General features: G+C 41.4%; 19 protein-coding genes and 1 pseudogene. 6 read left to right on the top strand and 14 right to left on the bottom strand.

Translation table 11 applies throughout. From position 1 onward, the window contains the following. Positions 1-45 precede the first annotated feature (45 nt). From E4T71_RS01495 to malQ, 4 genes are all read right to left on the bottom strand, one after another. Positions 46-540: a DUF6287 domain-containing protein gene (locus tag E4T71_RS01495; RefSeq protein ID WP_135035806.1), complete on the bottom strand. Its 495-nt coding sequence runs from the start codon at positions 538-540 to the stop codon at positions 46-48. Positions 541-665: 125 nt separating this feature from the next. Then, complete coding sequence (locus E4T71_RS01500) at positions 666-2,933, bottom strand: glycogen/starch/alpha-glucan phosphorylase (protein WP_135035809.1); 2,268 nt, start codon at positions 2,931-2,933, stop codon at positions 666-668. A 39-nt stretch (positions 2,934-2,972) separates the two neighbouring features. Beyond that, on the bottom strand, positions 2,973-4,076 hold the full coding sequence (locus E4T71_RS01505) for an ABC transporter ATP-binding protein (RefSeq protein ID WP_135035812.1): 1,104 nt from the start codon (positions 4,074-4,076) through the stop codon (positions 2,973-2,975). A gap of 20 nt (positions 4,077-4,096) precedes the next feature. Then, entirely contained in the window at positions 4,097-5,605 is a 1,509-nt protein-coding gene (gene malQ / locus E4T71_RS01510) for a 4-alpha-glucanotransferase (RefSeq protein ID WP_135035814.1), read from the bottom strand. 316 nt (positions 5,606-5,921) lie between these two features. Between malQ and E4T71_RS01515 the strand changes: the two genes are divergently transcribed. The 5 genes from E4T71_RS01515 (at position 5,922) to E4T71_RS01535 (ending at position 11,413) form a co-directional block, all read left to right on the top strand. Then, positions 5,922-7,175, top strand: a complete 1,254-nt coding sequence (locus E4T71_RS01515) for an extracellular solute-binding protein (RefSeq protein ID WP_135035817.1) — start codon at positions 5,922-5,924, stop codon at positions 7,173-7,175. 270 nt (positions 7,176-7,445) lie between these two features. Next, the gene (locus E4T71_RS01520; protein WP_135035820.1) at positions 7,446-8,738 is read left to right on the top strand and encodes a sugar ABC transporter permease; all 1,293 of its coding nucleotides are present in this window, start codon (positions 7,446-7,448) and stop codon (positions 8,736-8,738) included. Further along, entirely contained in the window at positions 8,738-9,580 is an 843-nt protein-coding gene (locus E4T71_RS01525) for a sugar ABC transporter permease (protein ID WP_135035823.1), read from the top strand. The genes E4T71_RS01520 and E4T71_RS01525 overlap by 1 nt, the downstream gene beginning before the upstream one ends. 40 nt (positions 9,581-9,620) lie before the next feature. Beyond that, entirely contained in the window at positions 9,621-10,412 is a 792-nt protein-coding gene (locus E4T71_RS01530) for a hypothetical protein (protein ID WP_135035826.1), read from the top strand. An 11-nt stretch (positions 10,413-10,423) separates the two neighbouring features. Continuing rightward, positions 10,424-11,413, top strand: a complete 990-nt coding sequence (locus E4T71_RS01535; RefSeq protein ID WP_135035829.1) for a LacI family DNA-binding transcriptional regulator — start codon at positions 10,424-10,426, stop codon at positions 11,411-11,413. A 327-nt stretch (positions 11,414-11,740) separates the two neighbouring features. On the opposite strand, the pseudogene E4T71_RS10150 reads toward E4T71_RS01535, so the two are convergent. Together E4T71_RS10150 and E4T71_RS01545 are read right to left on the bottom strand one after the other, a co-directional pair. After that, a pseudogene (locus E4T71_RS10150) lies at positions 11,741-12,032 on the bottom strand (transposase family protein); the annotation flags it as partial. A 149-nt stretch (positions 12,033-12,181) separates the two neighbouring features. After that, positions 12,182-14,599, bottom strand: coding sequence for a YhgE/Pip domain-containing protein (locus E4T71_RS01545; RefSeq protein WP_135035835.1), 2,418 nt, complete (start codon positions 14,597-14,599; stop codon positions 12,182-12,184). Between the two features lie 85 nt (positions 14,600-14,684). Between E4T71_RS01545 and E4T71_RS01550 the strand changes: the two genes are divergently transcribed. Next, positions 14,685-15,236: a TetR/AcrR family transcriptional regulator gene (locus E4T71_RS01550; protein WP_135035875.1), complete on the top strand. Its 552-nt coding sequence runs from the start codon at positions 14,685-14,687 to the stop codon at positions 15,234-15,236. 92 nt (positions 15,237-15,328) lie between these two features. On the opposite strand, the gene E4T71_RS01555 is transcribed toward E4T71_RS01550, so the two are convergent. From E4T71_RS01555 to E4T71_RS01590, 8 genes are all read right to left on the bottom strand, one after another. Further along, positions 15,329-15,484 (bottom strand): class IIb bacteriocin, lactobin A/cerein 7B family, encoded by a 156-nt coding sequence (locus tag E4T71_RS01555; RefSeq protein ID WP_135035838.1) that lies wholly within the window; start codon positions 15,482-15,484, stop codon positions 15,329-15,331. A gap of 9 nt (positions 15,485-15,493) precedes the next feature. Continuing rightward, a complete protein-coding gene (locus E4T71_RS01560; RefSeq protein ID WP_135035841.1) occupies positions 15,494-15,784 on the bottom strand; it encodes a hypothetical protein in 291 nt (96 codons plus the stop codon). A gap of 65 nt (positions 15,785-15,849) precedes the next feature. Then, positions 15,850-16,146 (bottom strand): DUF4298 domain-containing protein, encoded by a 297-nt coding sequence (locus tag E4T71_RS01565; protein WP_135035845.1) that lies wholly within the window; start codon positions 16,144-16,146, stop codon positions 15,850-15,852. Between the two features lie 169 nt (positions 16,147-16,315). Beyond that, positions 16,316-16,927, bottom strand: a complete 612-nt coding sequence (gene rpsD / locus E4T71_RS01570) for a 30S ribosomal protein S4 (protein ID WP_135035848.1) — start codon at positions 16,925-16,927, stop codon at positions 16,316-16,318. 395 nt (positions 16,928-17,322) lie between these two features. Next, positions 17,323-17,598 (bottom strand): Veg family protein, encoded by a 276-nt coding sequence (locus E4T71_RS01575; RefSeq protein ID WP_135035851.1) that lies wholly within the window; start codon positions 17,596-17,598, stop codon positions 17,323-17,325. 2 nt (positions 17,599-17,600) lie between these two features. Then, positions 17,601-18,950 (bottom strand): replicative DNA helicase, encoded by a 1,350-nt coding sequence (gene dnaB, locus E4T71_RS01580; RefSeq protein WP_135035854.1) that lies wholly within the window; start codon positions 18,948-18,950, stop codon positions 17,601-17,603. Positions 18,951-18,972: 22 nt separating this feature from the next. After that, positions 18,973-19,425 carry a 50S ribosomal protein L9 gene (gene rplI / locus E4T71_RS01585; protein WP_135035857.1) on the bottom strand — a complete coding sequence of 151 codons (453 nt, stop codon included), beginning with the start codon at positions 19,423-19,425 and terminating at the stop codon, positions 18,973-18,975. Beyond that, entirely contained in the window at positions 19,422-21,395 is a 1,974-nt protein-coding gene (locus E4T71_RS01590) for a DHH family phosphoesterase (RefSeq protein ID WP_135035878.1), read from the bottom strand. Before E4T71_RS01590 ends, rplI begins: the two co-directional genes overlap by 4 nt. Positions 21,396-21,675 lie beyond the last annotated feature (280 nt).

Here is a 21,675-nt window from a genome sequence, read left to right on the forward strand (position 1 = left end):
AAGAGGCGGGATTGTAGGATCCAGCCTCTTTAAATATGACAATAGTTACTGTGCTCGTTTAAAAGCATGCTGGGCTGCCTCTGAGCTCGTCCCGATAACCAAGCTATCTGCCGTAGCAACTTGGTCATGAAAGGGCAGTTTTTGCCCTGCTGGAACGATGGTAATAGCAGATAAAGCCCCGCCAATCTTATAATGATCAGATACCAGGCTTCCCTCCTTCTCCTCTAGTCCGTTAAAAATTGAAGCATCAAAACGATCACTACTGCCGTCTGCTTCAATACGGAGAGCCTCCCCTTTATCATTCACCCAAGTCCCTACCAAACTGGAATAATCACCTTCTAAAATTCCTTGGAGATTGATAGTGGATTCCTGGATTTCATTGGAGCTCGGTGTTTCACTTGAAGAGGTCTTCGAACTACTTGAAGCTTCTTGTCTTGAACTGGTAGACGAGCTCTCTTTTGACTCAGATGCAGGCTTAGTCCCGCAAGCAGTGAGAATAAATAATAAGCTAGCTAAGAACAAAAAGAATCGTGTTCGCATGTGAAATCTCCTAGTAGACTTTCTATTACTATTTTAACCCTTGCCTAGTTATTTGTAAAGGCAGAGTCCTATTTTGAAAAAGGTTTGAAAACGTCGTTTTCAAACCTTTTTCTTTTTCTCTCACATTATTTCGTTGGTTCCAAATGCCAAACTTGCTCATTGTATTGAGCGATAGTACGGTCAGATGAGAAGAATCCTGCCATGGCGATGTTTACCAAGACTTTATCCAACCAACTATCACGGTCTTCGTAAGCAGCCAAGGTTGCCTCTTTAACTTGGATATAATCTTCCAAGTCAAGAAGGGTCATAAACCAGTCTTTATTCATCAACTCATTGTGGAGACGCTCCAAGCGTTCTGGATGTCCAGTTTCTCGCATTTGATCGCTAACAATGAAGTCTACTAATGGACGGATTGCTTCTTTTTCATAATAGTGATAAGAATCGTAGCCATGTGTTTCGTAAAGGTCGATAACAGTTTGGCTATCTTGACCGAAGATAAAGATATTATCATTGCCAACCAATTCATGAATTTCCACATTCGCTCCATCTGATGTCCCCAAGGTAAGAGCACCGTTCAACATGAATTTCATATTACCAGTACCAGATGCTTCTTTAGAAGCAAGAGAAATTTGTTCAGAAATATCAGTTGCAGGAATGAGGTAGCTTGCTTCTGTAACGTTATAGTTTTCCACCATAACTACTTGCAAGTGTGGTGCCACTTCTGGATCGTTTTTGATAATTTCAGAAAGTGTCATAATCATGTGGATGATATCTTGAGCAATGGTATAGGCAGGCGCCGCTTTACCACCAAAGAGCATTGTTACAGGACGAGCCGGAATATTTCCAGCTTTGATGTCTAAATACTTGTAAACCACATAAAGAGCGTTCATTTGTTGGCGTTTGTACTCATGAAGGCGTTTGATTTGAGTATCAAAAATGGCATTGGTATTCAATTCAATTCCTTGTTTTTCCTTCAAGTGTTTTGCCAATTTCTCTTTATTTTCACGTTTAATCGTTTCTAAACGTTCTTTCACAGCAGCACGATTTTCAACATCTAGAAGACCTTGCAAGAGCTCTGCATCATGATGCCAGTCACGACCAATTTCTTGATCAATCAATTTGGTCAACTCTGGGTTTACATGCATCAACCAACGACGGAAAGTGATTCCGTTTGTCTTGTTGTTGAATTTCTCTGGGTACAACTTGTAGAAGTTATTCAACTCAGTATCTTTCAAGATATCTGTGTGAAGAGCTGCCACCCCGTTAACAGAGTATCCGTAGTGGATATCCATATGAGCCATATGCACACGATTATCCTTGTCGATAATCGCAACGGATTCATCCTTATAATTGGCTTTCACATCCGCATCCAATTGTTTGATGATTGGAACAAGATGTGGAACTACTTCTTCAAGGAATTCTAATGGCCATTTTTCCAAAGCTTCTGCAAGAATGGTGTGGTTTGTATAAGCAGTCATACGTTTCACAATCGCTACAGCATCTGTAAAGCTCAATCCACGTTCTTGCAATAAACGAATCATTTCTGGAATAACCAAGGATGGGTGAGTATCATTAATTTGGATTACAGCATAGTCTGGAAGGTCATACAAGTTACTTCCTTTTTCAACTGCCTCATCCAAAATCAACTGAGCTGCATTGCTGACCATGAAGTATTGTTGGAAAATACGAAGCAATTCACCTTGACGGTTAGAGTCATCTGGGTACAAGAAAAGGGTCAAGTTTTTCAAGATATCCGTCTTATCAAACTGAATACCGTCATGAATAATAGCACCGTCAACTGTATCTAAATCAAAGAGACGTAGACGATTTCTCTTGCCAGTTTTATAACCTGGCACATCGATATCATAAAGGGTTGAACGAAGGCTAAAGTGAGCAAATGGCACATTATAAGTACGTTCTGAACGAATCAACCAGTTTTGATCTTCAATCCAGTGATTTGGGATTGTTGTTTGCTCATTATTTTTCAAGACTTGTTGGAAAAGACCGTAGTGGTAGTTTAGACCAACACCGTCACCATTCAAATTCAGAGTTGCGATGGAATCTAGGAAGCAGGCTGCCAAACGTCCCAATCCTCCGTTACCCAAGGATGGTTCCAATTCAACATCTTCCACTTCTGCCAAGCTCTTACCTGCAGCAGCCAACTCATCCTTAACCGTTTCATACAAACCAAGGTTAATCAAGTTGTTAGACAATAGTTTACCAATCAAAAACTCAGCTGAGATGTAGTAGAGTTTTTTCTTAGCATCATTGTAAGGTAGTTCTGCAGAGAACTCTTTGGTATAGTTCAAAAGAGCCACATAAATCTCTTCATTTGAACAGTCAGCCAAATTTTTATTTTGGACTTGACTTACATAGTCTTTAAAATCTAGCATGATAATTTTCTATTCTCCTAAATGTTGATTTTCTATACGTTAATGTAAAATATTTTCTTCGTTTTCTTTGTCAAAAAAGTGTGCACGGTTCATATCAAGAGCCAGAGCCATTTTTTGACCCATATGGACATCTTGTCGGCTGTGAACAATCGCTTTCAGATTGGTATTCCCTAAGTGCGTATGTACAATGTACTCAGCACCTAACAATTCCGCAAAATCCACATCGGCTTTAAATTGCGATTGCGGATAGGTTTCCAAGACAAGCGGATCATTGGAAATATTTTCTGGACGAATTCCCAAGATGACTTCCTTACCATCATAGCCTTTGGCTTTGAGTTGAGCATATTGCCCTTGAGCCAATTTGAAATCTGTTCCATTTTCGGCAATGAAATGATCTCCTTGAATACGCCCACTGATAAAATTCATCGTTGGAGCTCCTACGAAACCAGCCACAAACAAATTGCGTGGGTTTTCATAAATTTCTTTTGGGGTTCCAATTTGTTGCACTTCACCAATATTCATAACCACAATGCGGTCTGCCATTGTCATGGCTTCCGTCTGGTCATGGGTTACATAAATAGTCGTTGCTCCAAGGCGTTGCGTAATACGGATGATTTCAGCCCGCATATCACCCCGTAACTTAGCATCCAAGTTTGAAAGTGGCTCATCCATCAAGAAAACTTTTGGAGCTCGGACAATGGCCCGCCCCAAAGCAACCCGTTGCCGTTGTCCACCAGACAAGGCTTTCGGTAGGCGATCTAAAAGATGGCTGAGGCCTAAGATTTCAGCCGCTTCCTCCACTTTTTTCTTGATTTCTTCTTTAGGTTCTTTGCGTAAATTCAAAGCAAAAGCCATGTTTTCAAAGACCGTCATGTGGGGATAAAGAGCATAAGATTGGAAAACCATGGCAATATCACGATCTTTAGGTTCTACATCATTCACCAAGTCTTGATCAATGTAAAACTCACCTTGGGTGATATCTTCCAAACCAGCAATCATACGGAGGGTTGTAGATTTTCCACATCCGGATGGGCCAACAAGAGCAATAAACTCCTTGTCAACCACTTCCAAATTAAAGTCCTTAACGGCTTCATACCCATTGTCATAACGTTTAAAAATGTTTTTAAGGGATAAAGTTGCCATAGGAAATGTCCTTACCTTTCTTAGTTCGATAGGTTCTCGTTAGAACGACGATAGGTCATTGTGAGATAAGTGAGAAGAGCCTCAACCTCTTGGCTCAATTGCTCTTCTGTCATGCGCCATACCCAGTTTTGACCAAGTGTAGAAGGGGTATTCATCCGTGCTTCACTTCCCAAACCTAAAAGGTCTTGCATGGTTGCGATAGCCATAAAGCTGACTGAAGAGTATACTGTCCGCAACATTGCAGCTGGAACTGATTCGTCCGCTCGCTTGTTGGTATATAATTCCATAAAGTGACGTGTAGCTTCATCCGCTTCATTCTCATACCATCCCACAACCGTATCGTTATCATGGGTTCCTGTATACATAACAGAGTTGTTCTTAGCATGATGCGGCATGTCTTGGCTATCACCTTCTGGATCAAAAGCAAATTCCAAAATCTTCATGCCAGGGAAACCTGTCTTCTCACGAAAATCATAGACTTCTTGAGTCATGTAACCAAGATCTTCCGCGATAATGTTCAAATCACCCAATTTTTCTTTAACGGTCTTGAAGAGATCATAGTCAGGACCTTTAACCCAACGACCACCGATAGCATTCTCAGCTCCAGCTGGAACTTCCCAGTAAGATTCAAAACCACGGAAGTGGTCAATCCGAACCACATCATAAACTTTGAAACTTTCTTCTAAACGCTTAATCCACCAAGCATAGTTGTCTGCTTTCATGGCATCCCAATCATAGATTGGATTTCCCCAAAGTTGACCTTCCGCTGTAAAGGCATCTGGTGGTACTCCGGCAATCCAAGACGGACGACCTTCTTCATCCGTTTTGAAGTAATGCGGTTGTGACCACATTTCAGAGGAGTCAGCTGCCACATAAATTGGCATATCCCCAACAATCTCAATGTAATTCTCATTAGCATACGCTTTAAGAGCCAACCACTGTTTAAAGAAGAAATACTGGGTTACACGATGATAATTGAGGGCAGGAGCCAATTTTTCACGATACTCTGCAATTGCTCGTGGCTCACGGCTCTTAGCGGCTTCATCCGGCCAATCTAACCATGATTTTTGATCAAAATGTTCTTTGATGGCCATATATTCGGCAAAAGTATCCAACCAACCAGCAGCATCTACCAAGAAATGTTGATAGTCAGAGTTGTAACCTTTAGCCATAAAATTAACTACAGCCTTCTCCAAAATAGGACGACGGTTATAAAAAATCTTTTCGTAATCTACTTTTTCTGGATCTTGACCAAAATCAACACCTTCAAGATCCGTTTCTGTTAACAAACCATCTTGAATCAACAAATCCAAATCAATGAAATGGGTATTTCCTGCAAAAGCAGAGAAAGATTGGTAGGGAGAATCTCCATAGCTCGTTGTTCCCAATGGAAGAATCTGCCAATAGCGTTGTTTTGTACGGACCAAGAAGTCCACAAAGTCATAGGCTGATTGACCAAAAGATCCAATCCCGTATTTCCCAGGTAGGGAAGAGATGTGCATCAATACACCACTTTGACGTTGCTTCATAAGTATACCTCACCTGTTTTTCCATTTCGTTTACGCACAATTTGCGAAAACGTTTGCACAGCTATTATATCCCTTTTACCTGCCAAAAGCAAGATAAATTTAGGCAATTTTTCACTTTCATTTTTGATTGAAAATTTCTTGAAAAAACCACCTGGGGTTGACTTGGAAATACCTTTATATAAAGAAGTTTTCCCTTGTTTTATTTTATCATAAAAAATTTTTCCTCACCGCTTGCAACCGCTTGCATTTTTTGATATAATTTCTTTGTTAAAAGAAAACGTTTGCTCTAATGAGCTAGATAAAGGAGACACCCATCATGAAGAAGAGAATTCTTAAAACAACCGCACTTCTTTCAACGATTGCTTTTGCTGGTGTTTTGGTAGCCTGCAGCAATAGTTCACAAAATTCTGATTCCGGTAGTAAAGAACTAACAGTTTATGTTGAAGAACAATATAAATCATATATTGAAGAGGCTGCTCAAGCTTTTGAAAAAGAAAGTGGAACAAAAGTCAGCATTAAAACTGGAGACCAATTGACTGGCTTAGATAACCTTTCTCTAGATAACCAATCTGGTGAGGTTGTGGATGTCATGATGGCGCCATACGACCGTGTGGGAAGTCTTGGAAATGATGGGCAATTGGCAGAAGTAACCTTATCTGAAGAGAGCAAAACCGACGATACTACTAAAAAATTGGTAACAGCTGCTGATGGTCATGTTTACGGTGCACCTGCTGTTATTGAAACCTTGGTGCTCTACTATAACAAAGATCTGATTTCAGAAGCGCCTAAGACCTTTGAAGAAGTCGAAAAATTAGCGGAAGATCCAGCCTATAACTTTGAGGGGGAAGAAGGTAAAAATACGGCCTTCCTTGCTGACTGGGTCAACTTCTACTATGCTTATGGACTCCTAGGCGGTAATGGAGGTTATGTCTTTGGTAAAGACGGTACCAATGCCAAAGATATCGGTCTTGCCAATGACGGCTCCATCAAAGGATTGGAATACGCTAAAACATGGTATGCAAAATGGCCTAAAGGAATGCAGGACCAAAAAGGTGCAGCCAACTTAATTGAATCTCAATTCCAAGAAAAGAAAACAGCAGCTGTTATCGACGGACCTTGGAAAGCTGCAGCTTATAAAGATGCAGGTATCAACTATGGTGTTGCAACAATCCCAACTCTTCCTGGTGGAATGGATTACGAAGCCTTTGCTGGTGGTAAAGCTTGGGTTATTCCTGTAGCTTCTAAGAACATCGATGGAGCTCAAGAATTCCTAAACTTCTTGACTTCAACCGATCAGCAAAAAGCTTTCTATGACAAGAACCATGAAGTTCCTGCCAACACTGAAGCTCGTAAATATGCGATCGATAGCAAGGATGAGCTGGCAAATGCCGTTGTAAAACAATTCGATTCTGCTCAGCCAATGCCAAGCATCTCTGAAATGTCTACTGTTTGGGATCCAGCAGCAACTATGCTTTTTGAAGCCGTAAGTGGTAAAAAAGAACCAAAAGCAGCTGCCAATGATGCGGTGAAACTCATCAAAGATAGCATTGATCAAAAATTCGGAGAGTAACCCATCTCTCTATACCGGGTGAAAAGAGATCTTTTCTCAAAACCCTTATCTGTTAGCGAGAGCAGGCTGGGACTCTAAGTCTTAGCCTCTCTGTTATTTTAGAACTTGCTTTGACAAAGATTCGTCATCATGATGGAGGCTCACTAGCAGTCGAAATCTACCGAAGAAGATCACTTGGTCGGACACGGTGAAGCTGACAACAAGGATTTTGATTTTTGAAAACGATCGCTCTTTATCCCAATGCAATCCTATCTCAACGAGGACTGATTTATGGAACAACAAAACGCAAAAAAAGCACTTCTCTTATCCCTTATTCCCGGACTAGGGCAGATGTATAATCGCCAAAAGGTTAAAGGAGGAATTTTCTTAGGGATTACACTTGTATTCTTAATTTATTTCTTTACAACAGCGCTCTTTCAATTACAAGGCTTGGTCACACTGGGATCTATGCGAGGAAGAGATAATTCCCTCTTCTTACTAATTCAAGGGACCTTCCATCTCATTTTTGTTCTTGCCTATTTTGTTTTTTATGGCTTTAATCTATGGGATGCTCACAAGACTGCCAATCGTTGGAACCAGGGGCTACCTGTTGCTACAACTTGGCATGAAATGAGTCGTTCTATTTATGAAAATGGATTCCCTTATTTATTAATTGTCCCTTCCTATGTGGCTATGATTTTCGCCATTGTTTTTCCGGTCTTGGTGACAATTTTAATCGCCTTTACCAACTATGATTTCAAGCATTTGCCCCCAGCAAAGCTCTTGGAATGGGTAGGTTTGACCAACTTCATGAATATTTGGCAACTATCTACGTTCAGATCAGCCTTTGGTTCTGTCTTGAGCTGGACCATTATTTGGGCTTTGGCGGCATCTACGTTACAAATTACCCTTGGCATTTTTACCGCCATTATTTCCAATCAACCGTTTATCAAAGGAAAACGAATTTTTGGGGTTATTTTCCTTCTCCCTTGGGCGGTTCCTGCCTTCATTACGATCATGACCTTCTCCAACATGTTCAATGATTCCATTGGAGCTATCAATACCCAAGTTATCCCAGCTATTTCCAAGGTAGTACCTTTCTTAGATGGCGTTCTCATTCCTTGGAAAACCGATCCTTTCTGGAGCAAGGTAGCCCTGATTCTGATGCAGGGCTGGTTAGGCTTCCCATATATCTATGTCCTCACTCTAGGTATCCTACAATCTATTCCACATGACTTATATGAGGCAGCCTATATTGATGGAGCTAATAGCTGGCAAAAATTTACCAAGATTACCTTTCCAATGATTTTGGCCGTTGCTGCTCCAACTTTGATTAGTCAATATACCTTCAACTTCAACAACTTCTCGATTATCTACCTCTTCAATGAAGGGGGACCTGGAAGTGTGGGGGGAGGTGCCGGTTCTACAGACATCTTGATTTCCTGGATTTACCGACTTACTACTGGTACTGCTCCGCAATACTCGATGGCGGCTGCCGTTACCCTTATTATCTCCATTATCGTAATCGGTATCTCTATGATTGCCTTCAAGAAATTGCACGCTTTTGATATGGAGGATGTATAATGCAACGTTCCATTACCTTTAAAAGACGCCTCAATCAAGGATTAACTTATCTTTACTTGGGCCTCCTATCAGTCATTATTTTGTATCCTTTGGCCATCACCATTTCCTCAGCTTTCAAATCTGGGAACGTGGTTGCCTTTAAATTAGACAGCAATATCCAACTTTCCTTAGACAACTTTAGCGGTCTCTTTACCGATACTCTCTTTGGAACGTGGTACACCAATACTTTACTAATTGCTGTATTGACAATGTTGATTCAAACCTCTATTGTAGTATTAGCTGGTTATGCCTATAGCCGCTACAATTTTATTGCTCGTAAACAAAGTTTGGTATTCTTCCTCATTATTCAAATGGTACCTACTATTGCAGCTCTCACTGCCTTCTTCGTTATGGCCTTGATGCTCAATGCACTAAACCAAAGCTGGTTCCTCATCTTCCTCTATGTCGGAGGTGGTATTCCAATGAATGCTTGGTTGATGAAAGGCTACTTTGATACGGTACCAATTTCTTTGGATGAGTCCGCTAAGATTGATGGCGCTGGACACTTCCGCCGCTTTTGGCAGATTGTTCTTCCCCTCGTTCGTCCTATGGTTGCAGTTCAAGCTCTTTGGGCCTTTATGGGACCTTTTGGAGACTACATCCTCTCTAGCTTTCTTTTACGGGAAAAAGAATACTATACCGTAGCAGTTGGGCTCCGTACCTTTGTCAGCGATCCTAAAAATCTAAAGATCTCTTTCTTCGCTGCCGGAGCCGTGTTAACAGCCTTGCCAATCTGTATTTTGTTCTTCTTCCTACAAAAGAACTTTGTTTCTGGTTTAACGAGTGGTGGTGACAAGGGATAAGCTTGTCCCACCTTTTTCACTCATTAGAAAGGACACCACCTTGCCCTACCCCTTTAGTTATTTCCAAAATCTTTTCCCCTTTCGCCGAGCCTTTGAGAAGCGTCAATGCCTAACCTGGCCGCAGCTCCTCTTTACCTGGATTTTCCTCTTAGCTCTTACATGTATCCCTGTCAGTTGGGTAAACTTACAACGAACTTCCTACCCTTTGGAGCAACTGGTTCCTCAAGCCTATCGAGCCTTTGATCAAGAACAAGTGGATAGAATCGCTGCTACAGGAATCACCTTTGACCAGAGACAGGCTCGGATTAGTCAGAAAACCTCCTGGAAGGTAGGAGAAGATTGGATTATTATTGGGGAAAAGGTTCCACAAAGTTCGGGCTTTGTCTGGGAATTTCAGGAAGACATGGCACGGTTAATGCAGTCAAATCAAGAAGTTGCACGTTTTTCTTATGGAGGACTAGAGACCAAGGCTTTAAGCCGTTCGGATACTTGGATCCAGTCTCTAAATAAAGCTTGGTTTAATCATAATCGCTTGGTCATCAGTCTTTTTATATTGCTACTTTCCTGGGGATTGCTTAGTTTGAACTTCTTCTTACTAACCCTAGGGAGTGCCGCACTCCTATACTTGGTCAGCAAATCGCGCTTTAACTCTCTGAAAGGCTTCAAAGAGTCCCTTCATATCATTCTATATTCCCTAGGAATTCCAACGTTGGTAACCTGTTTACTAGGCTTACTGGGTCTAGATCTGGCCACCTCCGTTTTGGTTCAAAATAGTCTTTTCTTACTCACCCTCGCTTTGGTTTTTTACCAAACACAATTCCGTGATCACTAAGGAGGTTCATCATGCGTGTCACTATTAAGGATGTTGCGGAACGAGCAGGGGTTTCTCCCTCTACCGTCACGCGCGTCATTCAGGATAAACCGACCATCAGTCAAGCGACCAAGGAACGAGTGCGCCGCATTATGAAGGAATTGGACTACCATCCCAACCTCAATGCTCGGAGTTTGGTTAGTAGTGAAACGAAGGTATTAGGATTAGTCCTACCGGACGATTCGGATGCCTTTTACCAAAACTCCTTTTTCCCGACTGTATTACGGGGAATCAGCCAAATCAGTTCCGAATACCACTATGCTATTTTATTATCAACTGGTCGAACAGAGGCTGAGCGTCTTGAATCGATTTCCCAGATGGTTCGGGGACGACGGGTGGATGGTTTAATCTTTCTCTATGCCAAACCCCAAGATCCTCTGGTACAATTCGTTCGCGAACAGCACTTCCCCTTCCTAATTTTAGGGAAGTCAACAGATCCCTTCACATCGCTAGTCGATAATGATAACCGACAGGCAGGAGCGGATGCTACCCATTTCCTGCTCGCCAAAGGCTACAAGCGTATCGCTTTTTTAGCTGGAAGTATGGATTACTTTGTCAATCAAGACCGCTTCCAAGGCTATCAAGAAGCTCTTGAAGAAAAGGGAGTCAAAATGGACAAACGTCTCCTCTACTTTGCCAAGGACTTGCTCTTCCATGAAGGCTATCAGGTGATGGAAAATATGCTCGAAAAACAAATTCCACTGGATGCCATTATTGTCACCGATAGTCTATTGGCCGAAGGTGTGGCTAGTTACCTCCAAGATCACCACCTTCATCTACCTTGCCTGAGCTTCACATCACTCCCACCTACCTACGATGTTACAGCCTATATCGATATTCAGGCCTTGGAATTAGGACAAGAATGTGTTGAAACGCTTCTTCAAATTATCCAAGACCACAAAAAAGAGCAGCAAACTGCCTATCAAAAAATTGTCGACCATAACTTATTGGAAAAATCATAAAAAGACTGGAGTTGAATTCCCAGTCTTTTTATGGCTCTTTGTCAACTGTAATGGGTGAATAGGGTATCGTTAGCGACTATATTTAATTTTTTAGTCTAGTCATCATCCAGATTCTTAGGAATCCTTATGAGAGTGGTGCGGACGTAAGCAGACTCCTTCGGAGTCTCATCACTAAACTTTGAGCCTTGGTCTCAAAGTTTCCGTCATCCGCATCTTATGCGGATGATTCCACCACAGATAAGGATTCTTTTAGAATCTGTTTAGTGCTAGTCAGTAGCTGTAGAATTTGATAATTGAACACGGGAGAGCACGGTGTAAGTGCTTTCCCTTAACGATAGGTGTTTCGGATACAACTACTTTTCGACAGGTTTTGCATTGAAATCTTCTCTTCTTTAGAAATAAGACAGTAGGAAGTCCTTGGACTTCTAGTAGAGGAATCTTAGACTCGCGTTGAAAGTCATATTTAATCATATTTCCTTGGCAATGGGGGGCAAGGAAAAGGAGTGTAGTCTAATTTAGCTCGAAGCACCTGAAAGTTTTTTTCTTTGAAAGCGAAAAGAATTTTGATGTTTCTATCTGTTAAACCAAGCAATTCTGTGGTATTCTTAGTAAGTTCCATATGATTCTCCTAGTGTTAGTTTAGTCGCTTTACATTATAGGTCATATGGGACTTTTTTTGTACCCAAAAAGCCCTATAACTTCTATTTTGGATTTTCACCCACTATAGAAGTTATAGAGCCCTTTTTATGATGTTACTTTCTAAGATTTCTATTTTTTAGGTCTATAACTAAAGTATCCAGCAAGAATGGAGAGAACCAGAGTCATGCTGAGGAAGGCCACCTGACTACCAATTTGGCCTGTCATTGAGATGGTCTCTCGTAAAGCAGATACTGAGTAAGACATAGGTAACCAAGGGTGAAGGGCTTCAAAGAAGGAATTAGACAATTGAATTGGATAAGTTCCTGCACTAGCTCCTAATTGAAGTAATAGAAGAATCAGAGCCAAGAAAGCTCCCACCTTATTGTCTAAGGTCACCAAGGTCGTTACCAAAGCCATAAATGCTGCACTAGTCAGTAAGATAACGCCAAGTGTTGCCATCTCATGATTAGCAGTAAGACCAATCAAGTGAATACCACCATAAACCAGAAAACCTGCTACCAAAGCAATCACTCCATTCACCTCTAAACGAGCCTTTAACCAAGACCAACGAGTGGATGGTTGTCTACCTGAAGGAAGGGTTTGGAAAATGGTATTGGTTGCAATCGCGGCAACGAAAAGTGCCACAGAAATCATATACGGAGCCATTCCAACTCCATTGACCTTAACTTGATCCTGCTCTGTTTTCTCCAAAGCAATCGGTTCAGACAAGGTATTGGCATTACTTTCTTCTACATTGGCTTGTTGCAATTGTTGATTAGCCTTATCCAAACCAGTTTGAAGACTCGCCAATCCATCTACTAACGATGTCATCCCTGTACCAAGCTGATCTCCCCCTTGAGCCAGTGTCTGTGAACCCTCTTGTAATTGACTGGCTCCTGAAGCCAACTGCCCAGCTCCATCTAAGAGAGCACCTGAATTAGCATCTAATTGATTGGCACCGTCTTGCAATTGGGCAACACCTGCTTGCAATTGACCAGAATTCTCATTCAAAGTCCGAGCACCTTGTGCCAATTCTGCAACACCCGATGTATAAGCAGAGATACCACTAACCAGGCCATCAGCACCCGTTTGAAGCTGACCTTGTAATTGACCTAAACCAGCTGCTACATCAGAAGATCCCTGTGCCAAAGTCTGCGTTGCAGCTTGTAACTGACCAAATTGACCAATTCCAACCTGAAGGGTTTGTAAATCTGCCAAGGCCTGATCTACCAATGGCGCTAGTTCTTGCCCCAAACCTGCACCATTTTGATCAAGTGCAAGATAGAGAGCTTGCACACCTCCCAATAAGACCTGTAAATGGCTCGTATCAGTAGCGGTAGTTGATGGAGTAGCTGGCAAAGCTGCTAAAATTTCAGCCTGCTCTGCCGCATCCAATTTTTGAAAAGCTGCTGTTGCCGCTACTGCACTTGCAGCGTCCACACCAGTCGACGTACCAGCACCCCCTGCAGCAATCAAGGCCGATAAATCCGTTTCTAGCTGACTCAACCCTGCTTTAATACCGGCCGTTGGATCCTGCCCTTGCCCCAATTTACTTTGAAGATTGGTTAAAAGTGAAACAGCTTGGTTGATTGTTTCAGTTTGTTCTGAAGAAATGGTCATTCCTGCTAACTGATTTGCCAATTGTCCCATTCCAATGGCTACCTGGTTTGAACCATCCACCAGAGCATTCAAATCACCACCACGCGCCGCATCTTGAAGTGCTTGAACACCCGCTTGTAATTCCGCAGAAGCTGCATCCAATTGATCTGCTCCAGCTGAAACCTGTGCAACACCTCCTGTATACTGATTCACACCAGTTGCTAACAGACCGACCCCGCCAGCTAGCTGATGAACCCCAGCTGTATATTGTCCAAGACCAGTTGCTAATTGATTAGCTCCATTTGAGAAAACAAGAGTTGAACTCGCCAAGCGTTGTAAGCCAGCATTGAGTTGATCTGTTCCAGACTGAAGTTTTTTTCCTCCATCTACCAACTGACCACTTCCAGCACTAGCAGTTCCCATGCCTGTCTGGAGTTTTTTCATACTACTAAAGAGGGTAGAGGTGTAGTTGTTAATGATATTCTTTTGAACGGATTGTTTCAACACGTTCATAGCAGAATCACTCATTTTTCCTGCAACAAAACCATGTCCACTAGAGGTTTTATAGTGAATCTTCATTTGTTGAGGATCTGTTGTCATGATGGAAGCAGCTTTTTCAGAAAGATCTTCTGGTAACTCCACAACCATGTAATAATCCCCATTTTCTAAACCCTTATCAGCTACGTTTTGAGCAACTACATGAAAATCTAGAGCTTTTCCTTTCTCCATATTCTCAACCATTTGGTCCCCAATAGCTAAAGTTTTACCATTTAGAACTGTTGAGCGATCTTTATTGACAACAGCCACCGGCAAATCAGACAATTTTCCATAAGGATCCCACATGGAACTGAGAAAAATAACATTATATAGGAAAGGAATCAGGGAAACTCCTAGCATCACAATAATAAATTTAGGTCGTTTAAAAATGGCTTTCCATTCTTTAAACATAACTTAGCCTCCATTTTTTGCACACAGTGTCTATTTTTGATATACTATATTATACCACTTCAAATTTTAAATGCAAGGAGATAAACTGATGGAAAGCAATAAGAGACAAAAGACCAAAAAATGCCTCGAAAATGCTATGGTTAAGCTTCTATCGGACCATACCTTTGACCAAATCACAACCGTTAAATTAACGCAGGAAGCTGATATCAGTCGGTCCAGTTTTTATACCCACTATAAAGACAAATTCGATATGATTGACCATTATCAAGACCGTCTTTTCCATACCCTAGATTATATTTTTGATAAACATGAAGGACATCTGGAAGCCACCATTACAGAAATATTTGAATTTCTCAAAAGAGAACCTCTCCTTGCGGCCCTTCTGTCAGAAAATGGCACACAAGAAATCCAGCAATTCATTCGGAAACGCCTCCAAGTACTGTTGGAAAATGAGTGGCAAGGCCGATATAGCCACAAGCTTTTTCAGGATAAGGAAAAGAAATATGCGGCCATCTATCTCTCCAACGCCTTCCTAGGTGTTTACCAACTTTGGATTGCCCAAGGAAAGAAGGAAACTTCCCACAGCATGGCTCGTTTTTTAATGAAAATGTTGAAGTTCAGTGGAATTGAAGACTAATACTTCAACATGACTAGGAATTTGAGTATACAATCTCTATAAAAGGACTAGTAGCAATCCCTACTAGTCCTTTTATCAAGCGATTATTCTACTTAGGAATGTCCGTGCTTACGGGAATATTCATCTGCTGCTCCCGCAATAGCCCCAAATACAAAGGGAATCGAAATCAAGGCTGCTCCTACCACTAGCGGATTAACGACTCCTCCTGTCAAAGACTGCAGTTCCGTTTGTTTCAGTTCTTTCTGCATATTAACCTCCTAAGGAATCAAGGCATTAACAAGGCTACGACCAAAGTCGCGACCGGTTTTGTAAATCATAGCCCACGTTTTACCAATCGCACTCCCTGCTTCACTGATATACCCCGCTCCTCCAGTAATGACTTGCAGATCTACGCTATCAAGAACTTGGCCTTCAGGACAGGTCGGAACTGGTCCCAGTGGACCACTTGGATACGGATAAGGAAAACCTGGTACCAGCACCTTACCAGGACACCAGGTATGGCTACCTCCCTCTATATTCGCTGTTTCTACCTGTTGAATTCTTTCCATTCTCTATCCTCACTTTCTTTCTTTTTTGGGGCCCTCATCTTTTAATTCGAAAGCAAAGAAAAAAATTAACGATTTCGATACATGCGATGACTGAGTTCAAGAAGATCAGCAATCAATTCATCATGATCTTGAATCAAATTGTAGAGACGATCTTGACTCAGGACGCCACACTTATAGTCCTCGGAAAGTTCCTCAGATAAACTCCACCAATCCTCACTTCCATAATATTCCCGTAGCTGTGCATATTCTTGATAAGCCTCTTGAAACTGTTCTAACTCTCTACTAAATGCTTCTAAATGTGGAAGAAAGGCTGCATAGGCTTCCTCCATCTTCTGAAGCTTTTTAAGCTTTGATACTTCCATATATACCCTCTTTCGTTTACGGCCCTCTCATAGAATCAGGGACAACTGATACCTCTAAAGGAGTTGATACCCGATTTGAGACAGGTAACCCTTTATAGACAAAGTCACTTGAAACAATTTAAAAAGAAAAAGCCCATAAATTCGGGCTTTTTCAAAATAAAATTTAAAATTAAAGCATTTTGTTGTAGAATTCAACGACAAGTGCTTCATTGATTTCTGGGTTGATCTCATCGCGTTCTGGTAGACGAGTCAATGAACCTTCCAATTTTTCTGCATCAAAAGATACGAATGCTGGACGTCCAAGAGTTGATTCAACAGCTTCCAAGATTGCTGGAACTTTAGCTGATTTTTCACGAACTGAGATTACTTGACCAACTTCAACGCGGTAGCTTGGGATGTCAACACGTTTACCATCAACAAGGATATGACCGTGGTTAACAAATTGGCGAGCTTGACGACGAGTTGAAGCCAAACCTAGGCGGTAAACAACGTTGTCCAAACGACGCTCAAGAAGAAGCATGAAGTTGAAACCAAGGATTCCACCTTTGATTTTTGTAGCTTGTACGAACAAGTTACGGAATTGTTTTTCACCAACTCCGTACATGAAACGAAGTTTTTGTTTTTCAGCCAATTGCAAACCGTATTCTGAAAGCTTGCTACGGTTGTTTGGTCCGTGTTGTCCTGGTACATAGTTACGACGTGCTAGTTCTTTACCAGTTCCTGATAGAGACAAACCAAGACGACGAGATTTTTTCCATGATGGTCCTGTATAACGTGACATATAAATGTCCTCCTCTAAAATATTGCTTGAGGAAATAGTCACTTGAAAAATCCTGATTCGTGCAGGAAACCTTCGCCCCAACAGCAAGGGTTACTTACTGGGACTTCCTGTTGACGAGCTCCATATTTTTCTGCTGCTATTTCGCACGTTCTCTATTTTAACATACCCAAGTAGCTCTGTAAAGGATTTTATCGTTTTTTTAAAGAAAAAACCTAAGTCATTTTCTGGTTCGCAAAAACCATCGAATTGCATACACAAGACGATGGTTTGGCTTTTCTATAAACAATTCTATTTGATGATTCTAGACCGATCCGTCCGATTTTCCAGATTTCATCTACTGCAAGAAATACCACTAACGAACCCGCATCATCGGGTTCAATTCTGGACAAGCGCGCTTACTCATCCAGATATTTAATAAGTGTTTTTTCAGTGAGGATATCAGAATAGGTGTAGGATTCGACATAGGTGTTGGTAATTTCACCAGGTAAGCTTCCAACATTATTGTATTCAACAATAAAAAGAGATGGGTAGACTTCGATGAGACGGCCGGTTTTGGTTTTTTGGCGTTTACGGCCGTGTTCAAGGGTCATTTCAACCATCTTCCCTTCATGGTTTTTAATGTCTTCTTTAATTTTTTTCATTTTGGCAACATCTGTAAATGCATCACTCATAGTTATTCCTCCCTTTTGGATATGCTTGAAAATTTGAAATATTCTTTTTGAAATAGGAGTTCAACGGTTCCACGCGCCCCACTCCGGTTTTTCTCGATAATGACTTCAATCTTGTTATTAGGTTCTACCTCTTCCTCACCTTCACTGCGGTAATAGTCATCACGATAGAGGAAGGCTACGATATCCGCATCCTGCTCAATAGAACCAGATTCCCGAATATCTGAAAGTACAGGGCGCTTGTCTTGACGTTGTTCAAGTCCCCGTGAGAGCTGACTGAGAGCCAAAACAGGTACTTTTAACTCTTTGGCCAGAATTTTTAGTTGACGTGAAATTTCTGATACTTCTTGTTGTCTATTTTCTCGACCGGTTCCTGTAATCAACTGCAAGTAGTCGATTAAGATAAGTCCTAAGTTATTTGTTTCCTTAGCCAGTTTTCGAGCCCGTGAACGTATTTCAGTAATTCTGATACCTGCAGTATCATCAATATAGATGGGAGCGGAAGCTAAATTTGCCTGGGCAATGGTAACTTTACGCCATTCCTCATCCGTCAAATTCCCTGTCTTAATAGAATGGTTATGGATTAGACCTTCTGCTGAAAGCATTCGATCAACCATACTCTCAGCCCCCATCTCTAGAGAAAAGATGGCAACCGTCAATCCCGTTTTAGTGCTAATATTTTGAGCAATATTCAGTGCAAAAGCAGTTTTTCCGACCCCAGGTCGAGCACCAAGAATAATCAATTGATCTTCATGGAGTCCTGTGGTCATCTTATCTAACTCTATAAATCCTGTTGGAACCCCCGTAACATCAGATGTTTGCTGGGACCGAATTTCCAGATTCTCGAAATTAATGTTCAAGATATCCTTGATAGCTCTAAAGCCGTTTCTTTTATGATTTTCATTTAAATCAATCAGGGTCTTTTCTGCATCTGCAATCAGTTCATCAGTCCCCTTGGCTCCTTCGTAAGCCTGATTGATTGTTTCGGTTAAGCGTGATATAAAACGGCGACGCATGGCCATATCGGCCACAATTTGAGCATAATACTCAGCATTCGAGCTAGTTGGAACCGCATTAACAACTTCAACTAAATAAGAAAAACCACCAATATTTTCCAGATCTCCTTGGGCTTCCAGAATGGCTCTCATGGTAGTCGCATCAATGACATCTCCCCGATCATTCAAGTCAATCATAGCCTGAAAAATAAGGCGGTTCGCATATTTAAAAAAGTCAGCTGGTTCAATGTACTCACGTACAAAAACCAGCTTACTCTCATCCAAAAAAATAGCCCCTAGAACAGATTGTTCTGCTAAAATGTCTTGCGGTTGTGTCCGCAATTCTTCCAGATTGGCCATTTCTCCTCCTTAAATCCTAGCACTAAGCTTCTTGGATATAAATTTTAATTTCCCCTGCTACATCTTGATAGAGTTTGACAGGAACTTCAACAGAACCGATCGAACGAAGTTGGTGGTCTAAATGGATATTCCGCTTGTCAACCTTAATTCCATACTGTTTCTGCAATTCTTCTGCAATTTTCTTGCTAGTGATAGAACCGAAGGTCCGGCCATCTGGACCAACTTTTTCTGTAAAACGAACAACTGTTTCTTCTTTTGCTAATTGTGCTTTGACAGCTTCCGCCTCTGCAATCAACTCAGCATGGGCTTTCTCCTGAGATTTTTGTTTCCCACGGAGTTCACCAATCGCTTGAGCAGTTGCCTCTTTAGCTAGGTTTTTCTTAATAAGGAAATTCTGTGCGTAACCAGTTGGTACCTCTTTGATTTCTCCTTTTTTACCTTTTCCTTTTACATCTTCTAAGAAAATAACTTTCATACTTCAGTCTCCTTTTCTTGCGTTTCATTTATAATAACATCTTTTAATCGAGTCGTCACCAAGGAAAGATCTGCACCCCGCAGTTGGGCTGCAGCCAGGTTAAAGTGACCACCTCCGCCCATCTCCTCCATCATTCTCTGAACATTGATTCGACTACGACTACGTGCTGAAATACCAATAGTTTCGGAATCTAGGTAACTCACAACAAAGGTCGCCTCAATGCCTGACATATTAAGAATCGTATCAGCTGCCTTACTCAGTTCCACAGTCGAATAGAAATGGTCTTCTGGGGCAACCGCAAGAACAATCGTTGGACTTAGACGTTGACTTTGTAAAATCAATTCATTGACCCGTCTGTATTCATCAAAATCATTGGCCATAATTTCCTTAATCAAGGTACTATCACTGCCTCGACTTCGTAAATAACTAGCTACATCAAAGGTTCTATTAGTTACCTGGACAGAAAAATTCTTGGTATCCAGCATAATACCAGCCATCAGAATGCTGGCTTGAATTTTGCTGAGACGGTTTGACTTAGCGTTTTGAAACTGAATCAATTCCGTCACCAATTCACAGGCACTGCTAGCTCCGCTTTCAATGTAAGTAATAACTGCATTTTCAGGGAAATTTTCATCCCGTCGATGGTGGTCAATAACGATTGTCTGACTAAACTCTTGATAGAATTCCTCCGATAAAGTCAAACTAACTTTAGAATGGTCTACCATGATTAACAAAGACTGTCGCGTTACGCGCGGCATAGCCTCTGCCAACGATAAAAGCTGGGTCTTCCCTTCTTCTTGTAGACTCGAGATAGCTCTCTGGATGTCTGCAGACATCTGCTCTGGATCATAAACTGCATAGGACTGACCCGTCAAACTTTCAGCAAATTTTTGCATCCCAATTGAAGCTCCAAGGGCATCTAAATCCAAATTCCGATGTCCAACGATAAAGACCTGATCTGCTGATCGAATCTTATCTGAGATGGCGGTCATCATAGCCCGGGTACGGGTACGAGTCCTTTTTACTGCTGAAACACTTCCGCCTCCGAAGTAAATCGGATTTTTATTTTCTCGATTTTCACGAACAACCGCCTGATCTCCACCTCGCACGAGGGCTAGATTTAAATTCTCGAGGGCTGTTTTTCCAATCGAAGCATGATCCCCAACTCCAAAGGCAAAGCCCATACTAAGGGTTAGGGGAAGATTCCGTTCTTTTGCTTCATGACGGAAAACATCGATAATAGCAAATTTATCCGCCATTAGTCGATCCAAAACGGTATAGTCTGTAAAAAGGTAATAACGGTCGGCATCCACGCGCCGGTAAAATATCTGATGCTCCTCCGCAAATCGAGATACAAAATCAGCTATAAAACTATTGGTACTACTAATTTCAGAATCTGATAAGCCATCTCTAAAGTCATCATAATTATCTAGAGAGATCGCACCAATAACAGGGCGGGTAGTCGCTAATTCTTCAGCTGCACTGTATTCATTACTGGCATCAAAGAAATAGACCATATGACCTGATTGGTCTAGATGGACAGCATAGGTTCGCTCACCAATTGTCAGATAATGCCCCTGATCTGATTGTGCTGCTTCAAGAACAGACTCAACCGTTTGCATTTCCAATAAGCCATCTTCACCGGCAAAAATAAGTTCTGCATACGGATTGTACCAATCAATCTTCCCAGAATCCTCACCCAATTTAAGAATACCAATCGGAATTTTACTGAGCAGGTTCGTCAAGCTTGTTTCAACTTGATCTTCAAGCTGTCGTTGATGCTCTTCATCTTCTTTAGCAACCGTCACTTCTTGGTCCAGTAAAAGTAATAGAATCAAAGCCCCCATTAAAATGATGGTAATCGCTATAGGAATGCCGTTCATGGAATGCTGCCAGACGACAGAGAGTATCCCTAGAAAAATGATCCCAATCATAAAGTAATGGAAAGGGGATAATGGAAATTTTTTCATCATAAACCTCTTCTTGATATTTTACCATAAAGGGAGTTTGACACCAACTGTTCACCCTAAAATTGGGATAGAGTACAGAAAAAAAGACGACTTTTCAATGAAATCAATGACTAACTTTATCAATCTGTAGTCAATAATTTGTAAACGAACTTGATTGAAATCAATTACTTTTATGCAACAAAACCCGCATCCCACCATTACTTAGCTAGTTCAACTTGACAAGTCATCTTTACAGATGTTTACTGCTAGGTATGGAGCATTCATGATCGCTTATAGCTTT

The sequence above is a fragment of the Streptococcus sp. WM07 genome (genome assembly GCF_004570525.1).
In the GTDB taxonomy this organism is placed as follows: Bacteria; Bacillota; Bacilli; order Lactobacillales; family Streptococcaceae; genus Streptococcus.